This window comes from Leifsonia aquatica H1aii (genome assembly GCF_000633535.1).
In the GTDB taxonomy this organism is placed as follows: domain Bacteria; phylum Actinomycetota; class Actinomycetes; order Actinomycetales; family Microbacteriaceae; genus Leifsonia; species Leifsonia aquatica_A.
The window spans coordinates 12836-32411 of the sequence record NZ_AYMR01000033.1; the positions used below are offsets into that span (position 1 = coordinate 12836).

General features: G+C 64.3%; 19 protein-coding genes. 7 read left to right on the plus strand and 12 right to left on the minus strand.

The genetic code is table 11. The features are described 5' to 3' along the window. Window positions 1–143: 143 nt before the first annotated feature. From U870_RS0120195 to U870_RS0120225, 7 genes are all read left to right on the plus strand, one after another. Complete coding sequence (locus U870_RS0120195) at window positions 144–662, plus strand: universal stress protein (RefSeq protein ID WP_025159173.1); 519 nt, start codon at window positions 144–146, stop codon at window positions 660–662. Continuing rightward, a complete protein-coding gene (locus U870_RS0120200) occupies window positions 659–1414 on the plus strand; it encodes a 2,3-bisphosphoglycerate-dependent phosphoglycerate mutase (protein WP_025159174.1) in 756 nt (251 codons plus the stop codon). Before U870_RS0120195 ends, U870_RS0120200 begins: the two co-directional genes overlap by 4 nt. A gap of 27 nt (window positions 1415–1441) precedes the next feature. Further along, window positions 1442–1945: a fluoride efflux transporter FluC gene (locus U870_RS0120205; protein ID WP_205288805.1), complete on the plus strand. Its 504-nt coding sequence runs from the start codon at window positions 1442–1444 to the stop codon at window positions 1943–1945. After that, window positions 1942–2319: a fluoride efflux transporter CrcB gene (gene crcB / locus U870_RS0120210; RefSeq protein ID WP_025159176.1), complete on the plus strand. Its 378-nt coding sequence runs from the start codon at window positions 1942–1944 to the stop codon at window positions 2317–2319. The genes U870_RS0120205 and crcB overlap by 4 nt, the downstream gene beginning before the upstream one ends. Before the next feature lie 181 nt (window positions 2320–2500). Beyond that, window positions 2501–3874 carry a phosphopyruvate hydratase gene (gene eno / locus U870_RS0120215; protein ID WP_025159177.1) on the plus strand — a complete coding sequence of 458 codons (1374 nt, stop codon included), beginning with the start codon at window positions 2501–2503 and terminating at the stop codon, window positions 3872–3874. Window positions 3875–4138: 264 nt separating this feature from the next. Further along, window positions 4139–4747: a hypothetical protein gene (locus U870_RS24120; protein WP_025159178.1), complete on the plus strand. Its 609-nt coding sequence runs from the start codon at window positions 4139–4141 to the stop codon at window positions 4745–4747. Beyond that, window positions 4741–5358, plus strand: coding sequence for an RES family NAD+ phosphorylase (locus tag U870_RS0120225; protein ID WP_025159179.1), 618 nt, complete (start codon window positions 4741–4743; stop codon window positions 5356–5358). The genes U870_RS24120 and U870_RS0120225 overlap by 7 nt, the downstream gene beginning before the upstream one ends. Window positions 5359–5515: 157 nt before the next feature. Here the strand turns inward: U870_RS0120225 and U870_RS0120230 are convergent, their stop codons facing one another. The 12 genes from U870_RS0120230 to U870_RS0120285 form a co-directional block, all read right to left on the minus strand. Next, window positions 5516–6448 carry a PfkB family carbohydrate kinase gene (locus U870_RS0120230; protein WP_025159180.1) on the minus strand — a complete coding sequence of 311 codons (933 nt, stop codon included), beginning with the start codon at window positions 6446–6448 and terminating at the stop codon, window positions 5516–5518. After that, window positions 6397–7374 carry a nucleoside hydrolase gene (locus tag U870_RS0120235; protein WP_025159181.1) on the minus strand — a complete coding sequence of 326 codons (978 nt, stop codon included), beginning with the start codon at window positions 7372–7374 and terminating at the stop codon, window positions 6397–6399. Before U870_RS0120235 ends, U870_RS0120230 begins: the two co-directional genes overlap by 52 nt. Window positions 7375–7394: 20 nt before the next feature. Next, window positions 7395–7769: a hypothetical protein gene (locus U870_RS0120240; RefSeq protein ID WP_162819207.1), complete on the minus strand. Its 375-nt coding sequence runs from the start codon at window positions 7767–7769 to the stop codon at window positions 7395–7397. A gap of 312 nt (window positions 7770–8081) precedes the next feature. After that, entirely contained in the window at window positions 8082–9839 is a 1758-nt protein-coding gene (locus tag U870_RS0120245; RefSeq protein WP_205288806.1) for a DUF5605 domain-containing protein, read from the minus strand. Window positions 9840–9876: 37 nt separating this feature from the next. Then, window positions 9877–12315, minus strand: coding sequence for a glycoside hydrolase family 2 TIM barrel-domain containing protein (locus tag U870_RS0120250; protein ID WP_025159184.1), 2439 nt, complete (start codon window positions 12313–12315; stop codon window positions 9877–9879). Window position 12316: 1 nt separating this feature from the next. Then, window positions 12317–14143 (minus strand): hypothetical protein, encoded by a 1827-nt coding sequence (locus tag U870_RS0120255; protein WP_025159185.1) that lies wholly within the window; start codon window positions 14141–14143, stop codon window positions 12317–12319. A 2-nt stretch (window positions 14144–14145) separates the two neighbouring features. Further along, on the minus strand, window positions 14146–14901 hold the full coding sequence (locus U870_RS0120260; RefSeq protein ID WP_025159186.1) for an SDR family NAD(P)-dependent oxidoreductase: 756 nt from the start codon (window positions 14899–14901) through the stop codon (window positions 14146–14148). 9 nt (window positions 14902–14910) lie between these two features. Next, window positions 14911–15777, minus strand: coding sequence for a phosphogluconate dehydrogenase C-terminal domain-containing protein (locus tag U870_RS0120265; RefSeq protein ID WP_025159187.1), 867 nt, complete (start codon window positions 15775–15777; stop codon window positions 14911–14913). After that, window positions 15774–16568 (minus strand): sugar phosphate isomerase/epimerase family protein, encoded by a 795-nt coding sequence (locus tag U870_RS0120270; RefSeq protein ID WP_025159188.1) that lies wholly within the window; start codon window positions 16566–16568, stop codon window positions 15774–15776. Before U870_RS0120270 ends, U870_RS0120265 begins: the two co-directional genes overlap by 4 nt. Further along, entirely contained in the window at window positions 16565–17335 is a 771-nt protein-coding gene (locus tag U870_RS23825) for a triose-phosphate isomerase (RefSeq protein ID WP_081815387.1), read from the minus strand. Before U870_RS23825 ends, U870_RS0120270 begins: the two co-directional genes overlap by 4 nt. Then, window positions 17329–17799, minus strand: a complete 471-nt coding sequence (locus U870_RS0120280) for a ribose-5-phosphate isomerase (RefSeq protein WP_025159189.1) — start codon at window positions 17797–17799, stop codon at window positions 17329–17331. The genes U870_RS23825 and U870_RS0120280 overlap by 7 nt, the downstream gene beginning before the upstream one ends. Next, window positions 17799–19553, minus strand: coding sequence for a dihydroxyacetone kinase family protein (locus tag U870_RS0120285; protein WP_025159190.1), 1755 nt, complete (start codon window positions 19551–19553; stop codon window positions 17799–17801). The genes U870_RS0120280 and U870_RS0120285 overlap by 1 nt, the downstream gene beginning before the upstream one ends. Between the last annotated feature and the right edge of the window lie 23 nt (window positions 19554–19576).

Below are 19576 nucleotides of genomic sequence, written 5' to 3' on the forward strand. Positions count from 1 at the left end.
ACTCATCGAACCTTCTGGCACACTGTGAGGTGACGATGAACTCGTCGCGGTGGTGGGGCTCACCGTGAACAACCTCGGCGCCGCCGACAACAGTCCCTATCTCGCCAGAAGCGCGCGCCCGCCGCCGAGATAGGAGACGTTCAATGTCCGATCCGCAGACCCCGGACCACAATCGTTCCGTCATCCTCGTGGGTGTCGAGCACGGACTCGCCGACGCCGTCCTGCTGGAAGCTGCCCACATCGCCCGCGATCTGGGCTGCGAACTGATCTGCGCCCATGTGGACCTTGGCCGCTACACAGTCGATGAGAATCCCGACGGGTCCGTCCACTCGCTTCCGTTCGATCCGGACCTGCCTGAGCTTGACGAGGACGTCTTCGACGCCGACCTGGCCGCTCACATCGAGAAGACCCTCGCGAAGACCGGGGTCAGCTGGAGTAAGCGGGAACTCGCCGGAGACCCGGCCCATGCGCTTGGTGACCTCGCTGAGACGCTCGACGCTCGCATGATCGTCGTCGGCACGCACGAAGCCGGCCTTCGCGCCGGTCTGCGCGAGTTCTTCCGGTCCTCCGTTGCCGTCCACTTGGCGCACCGACAGCACCGCCCGGTGCTTGTCGTGCCTTTGTCGCCGGTGACGGACGGTCGGGCGCTGCCGTGGGAATGACGCCCAGCCACAATCTGTACCTACTCCGACACGGGGAAAGCACTGCCAACGCACAGGGCCTCTTCACCGGATTGCTCAACCCGCCGCTGACCGAACGCGTCCGCGCTGAAGCCCAAGGGGCCGGCCGCCTCTTGCGCGAGGAGAGAATCCAGCCCGCTGCGATCTTCGCTTCGGTGCTGGAACGGACAATCACCACCGCGCTTGAGGTGAAGGATCTTCTGCACAATCCTGCGGAAATCCGGACCGATCGGCGGCTGAACGAACGCAACTACGGTGCGCTGACCGGTCAGTCGAAAATTGCGGTCGCCCACCGTTACGGTGTCAGCCAGTTTCTCGCCTGGCGGCGTTCGTTCCTGACCGCTCCGCCGCCGATGAGCGACGAACAGCTCGCAGCTTTCCGCCGCCAGGAACCGTTCCGATCCCTGCCCTCGGGCGCGCTGACACCAACCGAGTCACTGCACGACGTGGTCCGCCGGATCCTGCCGTTCGTCACCGAGCAGCTCTTCCCCGCGCTGGTCGATGAGCCCCCCGTCCTCGTGGTCGGTCATGGGAACTCGCTGCGAGCACTGAGCATGGTCATCGAAGGGCTGACACCTCGGCAGGTTGAAGAGCTGGCGATTCCGACCGGGCAACCGTTGCGGTATCGTTTCGTTCTCCGGTCGGGAACGCCCACCCTAATAGCGCGCGACTACCTCGACCCCGACGCCGCTGTCGAAGCCACCGAACTCCTCAACCGGCAAGGGGGCACCTAGGTGTCACCCGCGCGAACAGAACCGACCATGAACCCAGACTCCAACGACATCCTCCCCATCGACCCGGACATCGAAGTCGATAACATCCGCACCCGCGTCCCCCGGCCGGTTCACTTGCGATGGCGATACATTGCGCTCGTCTTCGTCGGCGGCGCGATCGGCACCGCCGCGCGGTACCTGATTTCGCTGGGCATCGCCGCCTGGAACGGCCTGCCAGTGGCCACCTTCGGGATCAATGTGACGGGTGCATTCGTGCTCGGCTTGCTGCTGGAGAGCCTCTCCCGTGGCGGACCCGACGAGGGCAAGCGTCGAGCGATCCGGCTGTTCGCCGGGACCGGGATCATGGGCGGCTACACCACCTACAGCTCCTTCGCCGTCGACACCGATGGGCTCATTGCCACCGCTCACCTGGGCGACAGCGTCCTCTACGCCCTGGCCACCGTGCTCGTGGGCGCGGCCGCATCGGTCGGCGGGATCGCGCTCGGCGCAGCAATCCACCGGTCCCGCGCACGCAAAGGGCAGACCCGATGATCGCCCTCCTGGTACTCGGCGTCGCCCTAGCCGGCGGGCTCGGCGCCAGCTGCCGGCTCATCGTCGACGGGATCCTGAAGGCGTGGGTCCGTGTCGCGTACCCGCTCGGCACCACGGTGATCAACATCACCGGCTCTTTCCTGCTCGGCCTGGTGACCGGCCTCGCGGTCACCCACCTGCTCCCACCGGAGTGGCGGGCGATCATCGGAGTCGGCTTCATCGGCGGTTACACCACCTTCAGCACCGCCAGCTTCGAGACAGTCCGACTCGCCCAAGAAGGCCGCTACGGCGCCGCTGTCTCCAACGGATTCGGGATGCTCGCCGGAGCTCTACTCGCTGCCGGGCTCGGGTTGTGGCTCGGCGGCCTGTTCTGACAGGTCACTGAGAATCACCACGCGAAACACTTTCGCTGTGGAGATTTCTCTGGCACACTCCTAATCAGCGCTTCGGCGCTTCGGCGGTGGGGCTCGCCGACACCAACCTCGATGCCGACAACGGTCCCTATCTCACGTGATAACGCATGCCCGTGGGCATGCCCTGAGATAGGAGAAACCGATGCACGCCCACGGCTACACCGGTCACATCGACAACGCCCACCAGGGCCACTATGTGAGCCACCCCGAAGGCCACCCTGTCGTCATCGACAAGGTGACCGCCCGCCAAATCCTCGACTCTCGCGGTTACCCGACCGTCGCTGTCGCCCTGCACCTCGATGACGGCACCACCGTCGAAGCCTCGGCACCCGCTGGCGCATCCACTGGGGTGTTCGAAGCGGTCGAGCTGCGTGATGACGGTCCGTCGTACTCCGGCCGCAGCGTCCACAAGGCCGTCTCGTCCGTCACGGACGAGATCTCGCACGCCCTTGTCGGCAAGCACTGGCGCACCATCCGCGACCTCGACACCGCCATGCGGGAGCTCGACGGCACCGACAACCTCGCCCGCCTCGGCGCGAACGCGGTCGTCGCGGTTTCCATCGCGGCCTCCCGCGCCTTCGCCCACGCCGCCGAAGTGCCGCTGCACGTCTGGCTGGCCCGAGTCACCGACAGCGCCGAACGGATGCCCGTCCCGCACTTCAACGTGCTCAACGGCGGCGCGCACGCCGCGAACCCGCTGGAGTTCCAGGAGTTCATGATCGCCCCCGTCGGCGCGGCTGACGAGGCCGCAGCAGTCGAGGAAGGAGCCGAGATCTACCACGCGCTCGCTGCCCGGGTGAAGGCCCGCTTCCACACCGCGGGACTCGGCGACGAGGGAGGGTTCGCGCCCGACATCGCCAGCCCGGAGGACGCGATGGACCTGCTCGTCCAAGCTATTCAGGACGCCGGGTACACGCCCGGCGTCGACGAAGTCGCGATCGCAATCGACCCGGCCGCGAACGGCTTCTACGAGCGCGAGGGCCAGTACAAGATCGCCGGTCGCCTGATCGGACGCGACCAGCTCGTCGACTACTACGTCAAGCTGCTCGACGAGTACCCGCTGCGCAGCATCGAAGACGGATTCGCCGAGGACGACCACGCCGGCTGGAGGCTCCTGTACGACGCGGTCGGTGACCGGACCCAGCTCGTCGGGGACGACCTGTATGTGACCGACATGCGCCGTATCGCTGACGGGGCACGCAACCATTACTCCAACGCCGCGCTGATCAAGCCCAACCAGATCGGCACGGTGTCGGCGACCCTCGATGCGATCGAGACGGCGCGCCGGCTCGGGATGGCGTCGATGGTCTCCCACCGCTCAGGCGAGACCACCGACACGTTCATCGCCGACCTCGTCGTCGGTATGGGCGTCGGCCAGATCAAGACGGGTGCGCCGGCCCGAGGGGAACGGGTGGCGAAGTACAACCGGCTCCTGGAGATCGCCGACGAGAACCCCAGCCTGCCGTACGGGCTCGCGCTCGCAAGCGCAGAGGAGCTCGCCGCGATCGAACACTGAGCTGACCAGACGTGGGGCGGAGGCTTGTGCGAGCTGCCGGCCCACCGGTTCGTGGACACGTATCGGAGCGCCGCCACAACCGTAGTGGTGGCGGCCCCGACCACCTTCCTTGGGGCCGTCACCGCATCATCCGGCTAGTGTTCGCCTCGCTCGATGAAGCCGAACCGCAAGTTGCTGAAATAATAAATAGTATGAGTGATCGCCCGCTCTCTTCCGATGCCACGTATCCTCCGTTACACTAGGGCGTAGGAATTGGAGGATGGTATGACGACTCTCGACCACAAGCCGGGGCGTAAGGGACGGAAGGGCTACTCGCGCGTGCGCGAGGCGCTCCTGCAGGACGCCGGCGTGAATCTGACGGCTGACGAGGTGAGCGTTGTGGTGGAGCTCGCACGTGAACGCAGCGCTTTGGACGCGTTGTCGGCGGCGATGACGCGCATTGGTTTCTTGTCGCCGGCGACTGCCCGTGCAGCGCAGGCTGGTGAGAACGCGGTGAAGGCAGTTGAGGATGAATTCGGACTGCTGTCGAGTGTCGAGGTGGCGAACCTTCTCGGGTCCAGCTCGAGCGCGGAGTCTAAGCGTTCTCTTGCGAAGGACATGCGGGATCAGGGCCGCCTGCTCTATGTGCGCCGGCTGAATAAGTTCCTCTACCCGGGCTTCCAGTTCGACACGGCTCGGGGGCGGGTGGCGCCTCTGGTGGCCGACCTGATGGCGCTGGCAGTCGACAGTGGCTGGGCGGCCGAGGATGTCGTGTTGTGGCTGTGCTCGCCGACCACGTACTTCGCGGACGGCTCGCGTCCGGTCGACCACTTCGTTGCGGACCCTGCACGGGTGCTCGAGGTGGCCAGGCGCGCTTGGAACGTGGAGTGGTAGTCCCCGACCCGCCCCACCCGTTCGACCCTGAGCTGCTCGAGCTGCCCGCTGGACAGACGCTGTACCGCGTTCACGGCAAGGACCGTGAGGGGCACGCCTTCAACCCGGGGATGGGGACGCCGACACGGTTCGCGTTCTTCGGCGACCCGGTCGTCCCGATCCTCTACGCGGCCGAGACCTGGCAGGCCGCGATCGCCGAATCGCTGTTGCACGACGTACCGGTCACGGGTGGCCAACTCACCGCATCGGCCTACACGAACCGGCGGATGTCGCGCCTGAAAACGACCCGCGGTCTCCGCCTCGCTTCGTTCATGGGCCTGGGGCTGCGCAAGCTCGGTGTGACCGCCGACCAGGTCACGACCACCCCGGCCGCGGAGTACGAACGCACGGTGCTCTGGGCTGAAGCCGCCCACCAGGCCGGATACGACGGCGTCGTCTACATGAGCAACAAGTGCAACTCGGACCGCGCCTGTGCATTCTTCGGCGACCGCTGCCAGGACGCCTTCGATCTGGATTCCGGATACCGGTGGAACTTCTCGGACCCGCTCGATGGCCGACCGGAGCTCATCACCTTCTGCGGTCGCTTCGGTGTCGAGGTCCTTCTCCGCTGACCCAGTCGTGGACCGGGCGCACCCGATCCGCTGGGGCCACTCGGCGGGCGCGAGCCGTCGCGCTGCTGTTCTCCACTGGCCCTCCAACTTGTCTGCTGCAGTTACGATACCACCGGTATCGGTTCTATGGCCGAGTTCTGCGGGAGCGGTCACGTACTCAGCGACGGACACGGTCCAGTGCACGCGCCCGGTACACTTCCCAGCGCTCCAGCAGCGGCTGTGACTGCAGATCCTCGGCCGCCGCGGCGCCGGCCTCGGTGGCCACGGTCAAGGCCTCGGCGGGATGGACGCCCCCGGCCAGTGCGACTGTCAGGGCTGCGCAGAACGCGTCCCCGGCGCCGACCGTGTTCGTCGCGATCGCGCGCCGGGCGGGAGCCTCTGCAATCTTGACACCGTTCCGATACAGAGTGGCTCCGGCTGCACCGTGTGTGATCGCCAGCATCGTCGCGCCGAGCACTTCGGGGAGCTGGCGCGCTTCGGAGTCGTTGACGATCACGAGGTCGGCCCGAGATAGAAGCTCGGCCGACATGACAGTCGCGGGTGCCGCGTTGATGGCGACAAAACCGTTCGTCGATGCGCACGCCGCGTGCACCACGTGCTGGGGGATCTCGAACTGCAGGAGGACACAGGTGGTGTCTTGGAGGTCTTCGCGGGTGACGGTGACTTCGTCGTTCGCTCCGGCGCAGACGGCGATCTGGTTCTCGCCGTCGCGAGCGACAGTGATGAGGGCGGTCCCGGTGGGCGAGGCGTCCGTCGTTCTGATGCCTGTCGTGTCTACGCCCGCGTCCGTGAGCGTCTTGACCAGGAACGACCCCGCGTCGTCTCGACCGACTGCCCCGATCATCCGCACGGATGCTCCTAGTCGTGCCGCGGCTGCGGCCTGGTTGGCGCCCTTGCCTCCGGCTTCTCTGCTGAGGACCCCGCCGCCGATCGTCTCGCCCGGCCGGGGAAGGGTCTCGACTCGGGCCGTAAGGTCGACGTTGAGGCTTCCGACGACGGTCAGTCGAACATGTGAGAACGCGGCGGCCCGACCGGCGGTCATCGAATCGCCGCCGTGTGCTGGCGGCGGCCGGGTGCGTCCGAGCGGCACGACATGAGCCGCTCCATCAGTCTGGGTCCGGCCGGTTCGATCGTCTCGAGGACCACGCGTCTTGGCGGGCCGCTGCTGTCGATGCTGTGCTGCGTGCGACCTCGGCATGCTCCTGCGACCTCGACGGTGATGGAGCCGCCGACGAGTTCGTGTCCGGTCGCGATCGCTTCCACGGCGATCATCGCTGCGAGCGGGTCGTGAAGGGCGCATCGTCGATCGCCGTAGCGCGTCTCGTAGAAGCGGAAGTACACGTCCAGGATCTCGCCCAGTGCTCTGATCAATCCGTCGGGAGAGCCGAGAAGTTCCTGACGGTCCGCTTCGGTCAGCGCGTTCTCCATCGTGACGTCGAGTGGCACGAAGGTCAGCGGCCACGCGGCCTGGGCCACCAGCGCTGCGGCGCGCGGGTCGTTCCAGATGTTCGCCTCCGCGCTCTCCGTGACGTTGCCGGGCACCAGGAACGCTCCGCCCATGACGGTGAGAGAATGCACCAGCTGCGGGAGTTCCGGCGCCGACGTGATCGCGATGGCCAGGTTCGTGAGTGGGCCGATCGCGATCACGCGGAGCTCGCCGTGGTACTTCTGTGCCATGGTCAGGAGCAGCTCGGGCCCGCTGAGCAGACTCGGAACAGCCCCTGACCGCGGAAGGGTGACGTCTCCGATCCCGTTCTCACCGTGGATGTGCGGCACGGCCCCGGTGTAGCCGCCGACTAACGGGCCGGGTTCGCCGACCGCGACCGGGATGTCGCTGCGACCGGCTAGCTCCAACAAATCGAGGGTGTTGCGTGCACCCTGCGTGGCGGTGATGTTCCCGCTGACCGTCGAGATCCCCACGAGATTCACGCTCGGGTCGGCTAGGCGGTAGGCGATGGCGAGGGAGTCGTCGATGCCTGTGTCGCAGTCGAGGAAAACGGGGACAGGGTAGGTCACGAGTGCGAGTCCTTTCTCGGTCAAACGACCGTGTCTTCGGCGGCCGGCTCGGGCCGCTTAAGGAACAGGGTGGCGACTCCGGCGAGGATCGAAACGCCGACCCAGATGAGCAGGCTCACGGTGTATCCGGCATGGGTCCCCATCGAGACGAACTGGGCGACGAGGGCAATGCCAAGGCCGGCGCCGATGCCGAAGCAGGCTCCGTCGAGTCCGGCCAGCACACCAGGCGCCTCCTTCGGGGAGAGCAGGACGCTCAGGCCGTTGACGATCGTCATGACCATCGCGGTGAGCGTGATGCTGGTAACGGCGGTGAGAGCGAGGACGACCCACATGTTGAAGGTGACCAGGCTGAGCGCGATGAGCACGGCGATGCAGGTCGTTCTCGATGACGGCAACCGTCCACACCAACGGCACCATCTCCGGGGCGGGCGCGAGCGTCGGCTAAGTCCGACTGAAGGCGGCAGGAGCGAAACTGGGGGAAGGTCTCACTTCTGCCACGACTTCCGGGAAGGCCGCTCCCTCGGGTCCGACACGACCCGAGGGAGCGGCCGACTGACATCCTTGCCGCGCCGTGACATTTCCGCCAGCGAAGTGACAGGACTAGGAAAACGGGTCAGGCTCCAAGTAACAGCTCCTCACCGTCCTTGCGAAAATCCTAAAGCTGTCGCCCTTGTCCTCACCATCGTTTGGATTTGACAGCGTCGAAATCAGGCTCGACGCAGGCGTATCGCCATGTACGGGCGCCCCGGGAGATTGATTGTGAATCGACCAGAATACGTTCCTGGAAGCGTTTCGACCGTCATGTTCCAGGTGTCTATCACATCCGCTCTCCAGGTGAACGCCGGGTCATGCACGAAGTGTCGGAACCGCGGCTGGCTCAGGCCGTAGTACGTGATGAGATATTCGCCCTCGATGCCGGCGCTCTGGGCGTCGAAGTCCTGCGTCAGCGGCTCCCAGAAGCCGCGTGGGCTTTCTTGCACCAGTTTGGCGAGGAAACCAATGCGTGCCGGGCTCGTCCCGCGGAGAACGCCGCCCTTGGCCCAGAACAGTACCTCGTCGTCCTGATAGTAGGTTTCGCCATGGGTGGCGTACCCCCCGCGGATGAAGGCTTCCCAGAATCTCCGTGTCAGCTCCTCACCGGTGATATTGCCCCAGCCCAGGTCAATATCGCCTTCGTAGACAGCTTCATCGACGACCACAGGCTTCCCCCATTGTGCACGCCATTCGGTCACGAGTTCGGTGGATTTGTAATTGTCCGTCCGCTGCACGCTGGCGTGCGTTGCCCAGCTCTCCGAGTAGTCATAGAACCGGAGGCCGTTGTGAATGGAGATGAGGTGATCACTCGGGTCCCAGCGCCGAAGAATGCCTGCCCAGCGCCGCCAGTCGTCAGCGGATTTGGCGAGAACGAAGTCATACTCGTTGGCCAGCGACCACCAAACATTCGCGAAGGACGACAGCCGTGCGGCGACGTAGCGAACATAGCGGTCGTCGATCTCGGCGTCCAACGCGGAGAAACCCCAGCGGTCGTAGCTGTGGAAGAGAATCAGATCAGCTTCGATGCCGAGTGCAGCGAGGTCATCGATGCGCTTTTCGAGGTGAGACCAATATGCGGGATCGAAACGACTGAAGTCGATGCCTTCGTCGTCGGACGCGAACGGGAAGGAATCAGGATCGTTGTGGTTATAGACGTAGGACTTTGGGAAAACGCACATGCGGACCTTGGTAAAGGGGCTCTCAGCGAGCGTGCGCAGCGTCTCCTGCTGAAGTTCTTCGGGTTGGTGTGTCCAGGCGTACGCGGTGGTCCCGACGGCAAGGTACTGGCTACCATCGGCGTAGCGGAAGTGGAAGCGGTCCGCAACGCGAACCGGCCCGCGACGGAGGCTCTCGCCGACGGTGAAGGACCCGACGATTCCGTCCAGCGATCGCGCGTTGCTTCGAGTTTCGAAGGTCCATTCGCCGGGTGTGGGCGGCATGAAACGCAGGAGGAAGCGACCGTCCCCATCATAGAAGCCGAGCGCTTCGGCAGAGTGATGTCCTCGGCGGAAGGTTCCGATCAGTTCGACGTCCAGGTAGGGGTTCCCGTGTGATGGTCCGCTGAATTCGATCTCGAATCGCCCCCAGACCTCAACGAAAGAGACTGCTGTCGTAGCGGCGGATCCGCGGGGGACATCGTCGGTTTCGTAATCGTTGCGGTAGATGGCGGGAGAGGGGGCTGGGCGCGAGCTTTCGGCTCCTTCATCAGGTCCGAAGCCTTCGATGGATGCGATGATCCGGTCTCGATCTTCGTCGCTGAGATCGGGCTCGGTGGCCAGCACCACGCGTAGCGGTTTGTGAAGCATCGCTGCGGCCATAGGCGATGAGAGCAGGTTGGGCAGTTGCATTCCGAGGGTGACGATGGCAGCAGGGCTTGATGTGAATTCGATCAATGTGGTCTCGCCGCTGAAGTGCGGGGCAGATGATGGCATGAGGAAGACTCCTTGGGTGGTTGGAAGGTGGGGAAGGTCAGGGCTCGATGCTGTCGACGCCAAGGTCAATGGTTATAGGCTCACTGCCGTCGGCCTCGACATACAGCGAGGAGGTGCCGGCCATGGACAGGCGGACGATCGCCAGCGCACGTCCACGGAAGAACTTTGTGTGCCCCGCCGAGAGAAAGGTTTCTGGACAGGGATCCGCAGAGCCGAGGGCGAGCAATTCCCCCGGGCCGTCGAGCCGCGCCCGTACGTGGCTCGCTGATTCGTGGAGGAGCGTCCCGGCGGAATCAGTGACGCTGAGCTCGACGAAGGCCAGTTCGTTGCCGTCGAAGGCCGAGAAGTGGCTTGTCAGCTTGGCGCGCAACTCTGGCGCGCCGGAGGCTGTACGTAAGGTGAAGACCTCGCCGGACTCGCCAGCGCGGACGGCTCGCGCGGTGAGCGTTCCTTCGCGATAGACCAGCGTGGTCGTTCCGCGGAAGGCGTTGTTCGGACCGGTCTCCACCACGGCTACCCGCTCGTTCTCGAGCAGTAGCTCGACCTGATCGGCGTCGCTGTAGACCTCCACGCGCAGCTGTTGAGCACAGTGACCCGGCCATGTCCAGCTGGGCAGGCCGTCGGGCCAACTCCACGGAGTCGCGAGCTCGGTAACGTTCGGGTCGGCCTCGGCATGGACCATGACGTAAGGACTGCGTCGCCGCCCGAAGACGATCTCGCGATAGTAGGACTGCGGTCGGCGGTCGCCGATGAGGTCGATGTCTCCGCACCAGGCCGCGATCCACGGATAAGGTGCCGCAAGGACTGCTGTCTCGCCCGGGGTGATTCGCTGGACGCGACCGATGCCGACCTCGCCCAAGTAGTCCCATCCTGTCCACGTGAAATCGCCGATCACATGCGGGAGATCTGTGACCAACTGCCAGTTCTTCGCGATGGTTGCTGGAAACGTTTCGGTACCGAGGATCACACGGTGGGGGAAGGTCTCGGGATCGGTCTCGTAGCGCGCTTCGAGGTAGTTCATCCCTGCGACATCAAGGAGAGCGAACGACTCGGCCGTGCGTTCCGTTGCGGTATCCGATGAGCCGACCATGTTCACCAATTCGCCCATGATCGACATCATGGTGTTGATGTCGGCGGATTCGCCGGCGGCTCCGATACCCATCGCCGCGGCCATCTTGCGCACCTCGTCCATGATCGAGAGCATTGCGTTGATCGAGTTCGTGATCGGGCGTGATTCGTCGAGATCGCGAGTTTTCTCGGCTTGTCGCCGGCCGAGAATGCCACCCCAGGGTGATCCCGTTTCGCCGATCTCATTGCCAATTCCGTAGAGGATCACACTGGGATGGTTGAGGTCTTTGCTGATCATCGCCTCCACATCGGATTCCCACCACTGCAGATAATCTTTCGAGTAGTCGTTGGGCGACTTACCCGTGGTCCACATGTCGAAGGTTTCGTCGAGGACATACATTCCGTGACGATCACATGCGTCCAGAAGGGCCACGCTCATCGGGTGGTGGGCCGAGCGAATCGCGTTGAACCCGGCGTTTTTCAGGCCGATGACCCTGCGCTCTTCGGCAGCCCCGTAGGTCGCTGCCCCGAGCAGGCCGTTGTCGTGATGGATGCACGCACCTCGCAAGTTTACGGGCTCACCATTGATCCGAAGTCCGTTCTTGGCGTCGACGCGGATTGTGCGAATTCCGAACGGCTGGGTCTCCGTGTCTAACTGCTGTGAGCCGTCGTGCACGGAGGCGGTGACCCGGTAGAGCGCGGGCGTGTTTTCGTGCCAGAGCAGAGGTGCATTGATGGTGAACCGGCTTCGCGAGCGTGCAGGTTCACCAGGCAGAACCGTGATGGGAGTGGAACTGCGGGCGACTTCAAATCCGTTTGGATCGGTAACGACGACACGCAACTCCACCGTTCGGATGTTTGAGGCGACGCTCGCGACGTCCACTCGGGTTTCGATCGTGGCGGAGACGGGATTCGCATCCATCGTGCGCACGCTCACTGCTGTTGGCGCTATATAGACCTCACCAGCGGTGAGGAGGCGAACCGGCCGGTAGATCCCCGCACCTGAGTACCAACGCGAGTCTCGTCCGCAGCGGGCCTCAACGATCAGCTCATGCTCGACCCCTGGCGGGCAGAAGCGCCCTAGGTCGGCTGTGAAACCGGTGTAACCGTTGGGGTGCTGGGCCACCAGCGCACCGTCGAGAGTCACACGGGCATCGCGGTAGACACCCTCAAACTCCATGAGGATTACGGAGTCTTCGGCGCTGCGGGTGAGTGGGCGTCGGTACTCCCAGACGCCGCCGGGGAAATAGCCTACGGCTGGATCGCCTTCGGGGTCACGTTCGAGGCTGATGACGGCGTCGTGTGGGACTTCGACGTCACGATACTCCTCCGAGACTGCAAGTGACTCAGCGAACGATTCGCTTCTGGACCGCACCTGCCAGCCCGATTTGAGCAATGTCTTCTTCATCTCATTGTTCCTTTCGCACCCTTCGCGCGTCGGGGGTGGAGTCGGCTATGATCGCGGTCTCAAAGCGCGCCCAACTGAAGGGTCCCAAGTGGAGCTCATGCTCCTGGCCGGACGTCAGGATGCGGATAGGGCGAGCCGAATCGTCGATATTGGCCGCGAGGACATTTGCCCTCCCCGCGTTTGCCGCACCCACCGCCCAGACCTTTCCATCGGGGCTGTCTGCCCAGAGGAGGGTCCCGTTGCCAGCTGACAGCTCTGTTAGGGCATGGAAGGCTTCGTGGGCTGGATGCGATCGCCCCGTCGCATCCATGAAGCCACGCGCACCCCAGCTCTCGAACCAAGCAAGGGACGCTACACCAGGCACGAGGTGTGCCGCCGCCGAGGCGATAAGCCACGCCGCCAGCTCGGGAGACTGGGTGCGCGGGTCTCCTGCATCGTGAAAAGCCGCGCCGTAGCCTTCGACAAGATCGGTTCGAGTCGGCCGGGCCGGTGCGGTGGTGGCCACACTATTGAATCGCGGGCGCAGTGTTACGGGGCCGACTACAACGGGCGAAGGTCCGGCGATCTCGGTCGCCTGCTGAGCAGATAGCCGTTGCATGGCAACGGCCTCAACCAGCTGAGCCGTCGTCTGGTCATGGAAAAGGGGCGTGGAGCTGAATGAAACTTCGTCCAGGAACTCGGGGAGCTCAGCGACGAAGCGGTTCAGCTCGGTGAAATGAGCGCGGCTCCCACCGGCGATCCGCGTCACGAGCTGGTGGGCGGCGAGAGCATCCCGCAGCGCCGTCGCTGCTGCGTCTGTGCTCACATGCGATTCGGCGTCGTACACCCCGATGCGCTCGATCGTCGTTCCTCGCTCGGCAACACGAGCGAGCGCGGCGACTGCGAGATCGATCGCCGCGAACTCGCTCTCGCTGGCCACCAATCGAACATCCAGCACGGTGGCCTCCGCGACTGCCCGGTTGAGCGCAGCCGACCAGTTCATACTCTGGAGGTCCAGTTCCACGAGTTGCCGGCAGAAGGCAGCGGCGGATTGTGGAGCCGGATCTGGATCGTTCGACGCGGTTGCGAATATCGAGGCAAAGGGTGCTCCTGAGAGCCGCAACTTGAGCGACGAAGTGTCGGCGCGGGGCGGTGCTGCGAAACCGTCAGCGGTCGGCTCGACGGACAGCCTCAGGCATTGGCGGATCTTCTCGCCGGCGGCGATTCGGTAAGGAAAGGGATCGGCAAGCGGACGTGAGTAGGTTTTGAACGACGCGTCCGTCCAGTTGCGCTGATCTTCCATCTCAAAGACCTCGCCCAGCAACGTGAGAGAGAAGTCCGCTGCCCTGCCCCTCCACCGGTACCCTGAGACGTCCGTCGCGGGCTGATGCGGCTCGATCCTGGTCGGGAATACTCTGCGGGTGATGGACTTGTCACTGTGTATGACGGTCAGGTCGTTTCCGGACAGCGCGGGGGAGTGCAGAACGACGAGGCCGCTTCGGTTGGTTCGGAGCCCAGCACCTGCTTCGAGTTCGAGCGTCGCACCAAACGTCGGGCCGATCGCCTGAAGCTCGAGCCGGGCGGACACCGGGGAATAGCCGTCGCTGTGAGCCATCAGTGTCAGTACGATCGAGGCATCGCCGCCCGCTCTTTCGGAGACGTTCACCTGTTCCCACTCGAGGGTCTGCCAATCTGCGTCCCTGACGACGACGCGGATCGCGCGCAGCGCAGGAACGTTCTCCCAGAAGAGGTCTGCGATCTCGGCTCCCCGTCGCCGGAACGACCACGCGCCGAGACGGCACTCCACGTCTTCGAGGTGATGCCAAATGGTATTCACGAGACAGGTCACTTTCAGATCGTGGTCATGCCGCCGTCGACGTGGAAGAGGCCCCCCGTTGCGAACGCAGAGTCGTCCCCTGCGAGGTAAACCATGATTCCCGCGACGTCTTCGCCGGTTCCGGGACGTCCCATCGGAATACGCCCGATGATCGCGGCACGCGCCCCCGGATCGGTAACAATTGCATTCACGAGTGAGGTCTCCGTGTAGGCCGGTATAACTGCGTTGACCCGGATAGCGTGTTTTGCGTAGGCGGCTGCCACGGTTCGTGTCAAACCGTGGATTCCGGCCTTGGTAGTGCTGTAAGCCGTGAAGTCCTTTCCCTCGCCGTTGATACCGGTAGGGCTTCCTGTCACGATGATCGAGCCGCCCCCTTCTGCCAGCATTGCCCGGACGGCGTACTTGACGGTGAGGAATGTGCCGGTGAGATTGACGGAGAGGGTGTGCTGCCAGATGTCCAACTCGAGTTCAGCGATCGGGGCGTCCTGCCCGAATAGCTGAACTCCCGCGTTGGCGACCACGACATTCGGGGTCCAGCCGCTTGCTGAAAGTCTCGTGTACGCCGCGGCGACGGACTCCTCTGCGGCGATGTCCATGGCCTCGGCCCGGGCGTGCTCGCCGATCGTTCTGGCGGCGCGCTCTGCCGCCGATGCGTCGCGATCCGCGATAATCACTCGGGCACCCTCGAGTGCGAAACGTTGGGCGACCGCGAGGCCGATTCCCGTTGCCGAACCAGTGATGAGAGCGGTCTTTCCAACCAGTGTCGTCATGACAGCTCCTCAGCGCTCGATCCGGCTCAGATGCAGCATCCTGGCCAGGTTCCTATCGAGCTCATCGTCTCGGAAGATCTTCTTCCAATCTTCTTTAATGATCGACTCGCGTCCATAGTCCATCGCGATCAGGCAGGCGTCGCTGAACGGATTGTCTCCCCGCAGCCCGTTTGCGAGGGCGACCTGGGTGTGCCCGTACAGAATGCTGCGTGCTGCTTCCTCTGGTACGCCCATCGTGTGGACTGCTTCGTGCAGGGCTTCGTTCAGGAGGCGACCGATCATGCATGCGACAGTCTCGACGAGAGTGGGCTCTAGTTGGGCGAGTTGCTTCACGCTCACCCAATGCACGTCGATCACAGGGGCGTAGATCGCTCGGATCGTGGCTTCGGCAATCGCGGTAGCGGCTGGATCCACGCGATCCAGAGCGGCGATGGCGTCCTGGGGGGCAGCAATCCCGCCGAAAGTGTCCGCCCACTCCTCCTTCGTAGTGCGCTCCAAAAAGACGGACGGGTGGCAGGGATGGGCGACTGCCTGGATGACATCGGGACGAGTTGTGAGCAGCCCGGCGTAAGCCGCTGCCGGGTCGAGGGTGAGCACCAGCGCACCTGGGCGAAGTTGAGGCACGAGGTCGGCGGTCACCTCCTTAAGGGCGAGGTCGGGGACCGCCAGCACGAAGATCTCCGCGTTGGCGATGGCTTCCTTTGCTGAGGAGAGCTCGTGACCGGCTGCCGCGACGCGTGCTTGTCCGGCGGGAGATGTCTCGACGTACCAGACGTCGTGCTGGCTGTTTGCGAGGTTGTTGGAAACCCGGATTCCCATCTTTCCCCCGGCGCCGAAGACGGCGATCTTCTGGTTGTAGTGCGCGGTTGCAGTCACGGTAGTCTCCTTAGGTAGTCGATGGTTCTACGCGTCCATTCGCGTTCGATGCCGATGGTGGTCTGAGGGTCGCCGGCCCACGTCACCCAGTGCTCGACGATCTCGTCGATTCCGCGGTCAGCGGGCGAGCATCGGTCGCGTAGCGCAGGATAATCGTGGAGGCCTTCACCCATGCGGGCACCTGAGTAGGTGAACCCGACGAAACCGTTGCGACGCCGGAACGCGAAATCTTTCACATGGATGTTTTTTGTGTGGCCGGCAGCCTGCTCAACGCAATCCTGGGGATTCTCCAGACGAGCCACGACGTTGGCCGGATCGAGGCAGATGCCGAGCCATTCGCTGCCCACGCTGTCGACGAGAGCAACCAGGTCTTCAGTTGCGACCTCCTCGTAGGTCTCCAAAGCCAGCGTTATGCCGGCGGCTTCGAAGTCGGGCATGATGTCTTCCAGGATGCGCGCCGCCGCCTCGATGGCGGGCCTCCCGGCAGAACTGGGCAGCATCGAACGGACCAGGGACGCGTCAAACAGCTCCGCCAGACGCAGGTAACGGGTCAGCCCTTCCGGTTCGATTCCCTTCGTCCCCAGTTGGATCCGTACGCCGAGGTCGCGAGCAAATCGCGCGTGAGCGGCAAGTTCGCTCTTCGAGAAGGTCTCGAGGGGGCGATAGTCGCAGATCTGGAAGAGATCCACTCCCATCGATCGGGTCTGCTCCAGTTCGTCCCGGAGCGTCAGCGGTTCCGGGGCAAGATTCGAATGCTGCCAAAAGAAGGCGTAGCTCCCCAAGCCGATCATGCGTTGGCCTGCGTCTGTCGAAGCGCCTCATCGACCACTTGGATGAGTGCGGTCGGGTCGTGCGCGAAGCGACCGAGAAAGAGACCATTCACGGAGTCCCCAAGACGCCCCAACAACCCTGGACCTGCTGAGCCGCCGTACAGGACGGCTGAGCCCGCGCGCGCCGGATCGGCATTGAGGCAACGCCGGAGCGCGGCGGCGACTTCTGAGATATGGTCCGGTTCCGCTGGCAGAGATGCTCCGATCGCCCAAACCGGTTCGTAGGCCACGACGACGGGCCCAAGTGGCGCACCACGAAGGGATTGCTGCAGTTGCAGGCACACTTCGGTAGCGGCCGCCCCGGTCGATATCTGAGAACTCTCCCCAAGGCACAAGATCGGAGTCAGGTTGTGGCGCAAAGCAGCGGCCACCTTGGCCGCCACGACCTCGTCATCCTCTCCGTAACGGGCTCGACGCTCGGCATGCCCGATCTCTGCGAAGCGAACTCCCAGCTCTGCAAGCTCGGATGCCGTCACCTCGCCGGTTGCCGCTCCCGCTTCTTCTGAGGAAACATCCTGAGCCGCGATCTGGACGCGCGTGCCGGCAAAAGCGGTGAGAGCGGCCGGAATCTGAACGAATGTGGGCGCCACGAAGAGGGACACATCCCCGGAGCGCACAGCGGGGTGCTTCCCGGCCGATCGAGCTACCGCCGAACACCACTCTACGGCGCGCGAGTATCCGAAATAGGCCTTCAGGCTGACACCAACAGTAATGGGCCCATTCAGCACGACCCGGTCTCCTCGTAGCGCGTGATGACGCCGACTTTTGCCGCGCTGGCTGACGAGGGGTCGAAGCGGCAGCTCAACCACTCACGCACAAGACGACGCGCCAATTCGATTCCGATGACCCTCTGCCCCATGGTGAGTATCTGAGCGTCGTTGGAGAGGATCGACCGTTCTACTGAGAAAGAGTCATGCGCGGTGACGGCCCGGATACCGGGCACCTTGTTCGCGCTGATGGCCATTCCGAGTCCGGTTCCACAGATCAGGAGCGCCCGATCTGCGTTTCCGCTCGCGACGGTTTCCGCTGCAGCAATCGCGACCGCCGGGTAGGGGGTCTGACCGTCCGCAGCGACTCCAACGTCTTCGACGCTTGCGACCAGCGGGTTGCTTTCGAGGTCCCGCTTCAGGACTTCTTTATAGTCGTATCCGGCCTCGTCGCACCCGATCACGATACGTAGGGGGTTTTTCATCAGCGAGGTTCTCCTTCTGGGCAGATCGGCAGATGTTCGGCGAGAGTGCCCCCCACCGCCGAGACGATCAGTGCGAAGGAGTGTGCCCCCGCATCAGGCGTCCCGACAGCGCGCTGACCGTGGGTGCGGGCGCGTCCCTTCCGCGGCGTGAGCTCGGCCGTCGCCGCAGCTGCGAGCGTTGCCCGCTCGGCCGCCAAACGCCAGGCTTGAGCGAGCTCGTCGCCGGCCTCTACTCGAGCGTTGAGCTCCTCGGTGAAAGGAACCAGCGCATCGACCATGGTCTTGTCTCCGGGGCGCGCACCACCTTGCCGCATGACCCTTTCGCAGGCATTGCGGACGCCGCGCGCAACCGTGCGTGTGTCGGGTATCCCGTGGTCGGTGACGGCGACTCCGATGGACTCCAGAATCGCACCCCAGAGAATCCCGGAGGTGCCGCCGGCGCGATCTGACCATGCGTGGGCGGCGGCGGTCAAAGTCGATCCTGCTCCCGCTCCTTCAGCGACTGCACGGGTTGCGGCCTCACTGGCCGCAATGGAGCCGCGACGCATGCCGATACCGTGGTCGCCATCACCAGCGATCGCATCGATACGGCCGAGATCATCCGCGTTAGCGTCGATAACCCGGGCGATCGCTGCCATCGTTGCTGCGACCATGTTCGCGCAGACAACGGATTCCTGGTCTCCCGGGGTTGTGGCCTCGGTCATGGCCTCACCAAGAGGCTCGAAAGTTTCTGGCAGCGCATCTCCTCCCCGCCTAGACGGGTTACCTCGCCGGAATGCGGGTGCGTTCACCGGATGCTGCCAGAGGTCCTCAAGTTCGTCGTCCAACCAGAGGAGAGTGAGGGAGAGCCCGCGCATATCAAAGCTCGTGCAGAACTCGCCGATCTGAGGGTCGACAATCCCAACCCCCGCGTTGCGCAGCTTTGCGCTGACGGCGGAGTACACCACGAAAAGCTCTTCGGCTTTGAACGCCCCGAGCCCATTCAGGAATGGAACAGCGCGCATCCCGCTGTCCGGGGGTGCCTCGGCAAGCAGCCGATCCACGAGCATGGTGGCAAGTTCGCTGGCATCCGGGCTGTTTACCAGGTCGATCCCCGGCTCGCCGTGAATGCCGAGCCCGAGCGCCATCTTCCCGGCGGGCACATGAAACAACGGCTCAGTGGCGCCGGGAAGGCTGCAGCCGCTGAACGCCACCCCGATCGAGCGAACCCGGTCGTTTGCGTGACGCGTGAGTCGGGCCACCTCCTCGAGAGAGCCGCCACGCTCGGCGGCGGCGGCGGCGAGGAGGAAAACCGGCAGATCGCCGGCAATCCCACGGCGTTCCTGCCGACGCTCGGGGGGAGCACTGCAGATGTCATCGGTAACGGCCACGGTGATGCAAGGAATCCCCTCGCTACGGAGCTGGTCAGCGGCCGCTTCGAAATTCAGCACGTCTCCGGCGTAATTGCCGTAGCTCAGCAGAACCCCACCGTCCACATGCGCGGCACGCGCCACCGCAGCCACCTGCCGCGCGGAGGGAGATGCGAAGACGTCTCCGAGAGCGGCCCCGTGGGCCAGCCCTTCTCCGACGAGGCCGGCAAAGGCAGGGTAATGCCCGGAGCCTCCACCGACCACAAGTGCGACTTCACCGTGAGGCGCAGGACGTCGTCGAAGAATTCCGCCAGTCGTGCGGCGGACCATTGAGTAGTGTGCCGCGATGAATCCCGATGTCATCTCGTCGACGAAACGATCGGCGCTGGTGAGAGCAGAGTTCATATTCCGTATCTTTCGGTCGGTTT

Excerpts from the sequence above, each read along its gene's own strand:
- U870_RS0120195 (WP_025159173.1), top strand. The coding sequence starts at position 144 with ATGTCCGATCCGCAGACCCCGGACCACAATCGTTCCGTCATCCTCGTG.
- U870_RS0120200 (WP_025159174.1), top strand. The coding sequence starts at position 659 with ATGACGCCCAGCCACAATCTGTACCTACTCCGACACGGGGAAAGCACT.
- U870_RS0120205 (WP_205288805.1), top strand. The coding sequence starts at position 1,442 with ATGAACCCAGACTCCAACGACATCCTCCCCATCGACCCGGACATCGAA.
- crcB (WP_025159176.1), top strand. The coding sequence starts at position 1,942 with ATGATCGCCCTCCTGGTACTCGGCGTCGCCCTAGCCGGCGGGCTCGGC.
- eno (WP_025159177.1), top strand. The coding sequence starts at position 2,501 with ATGCACGCCCACGGCTACACCGGTCACATCGACAACGCCCACCAGGGC.
- U870_RS24120 (WP_025159178.1), top strand. The coding sequence starts at position 4,139 with ATGACGACTCTCGACCACAAGCCGGGGCGTAAGGGACGGAAGGGCTAC.
- U870_RS0120245 (WP_205288806.1), bottom strand. The coding sequence starts at position 9,839 with ATGCCATCATCTGCCCCGCACTTCAGCGGCGAGACCACATTGATCGAA.
- U870_RS0120250 (WP_025159184.1), bottom strand. The coding sequence starts at position 12,315 with ATGAAGAAGACATTGCTCAAATCGGGCTGGCAGGTGCGGTCCAGAAGC.
- U870_RS0120260 (WP_025159186.1), bottom strand. The coding sequence starts at position 14,901 with ATGACGACACTGGTTGGAAAGACCGCTCTCATCACTGGTTCGGCAACG.
- U870_RS0120270 (WP_025159188.1), bottom strand. The coding sequence starts at position 16,568 with ATGATCGGCTTGGGGAGCTACGCCTTCTTTTGGCAGCATTCGAATCTT.
- U870_RS0120280 (WP_025159189.1), bottom strand. The coding sequence starts at position 17,799 with ATGAAAAACCCCCTACGTATCGTGATCGGGTGCGACGAGGCCGGATAC.
- U870_RS0120285 (WP_025159190.1), bottom strand. The coding sequence starts at position 19,553 with ATGAACTCTGCTCTCACCAGCGCCGATCGTTTCGTCGACGAGATGACA.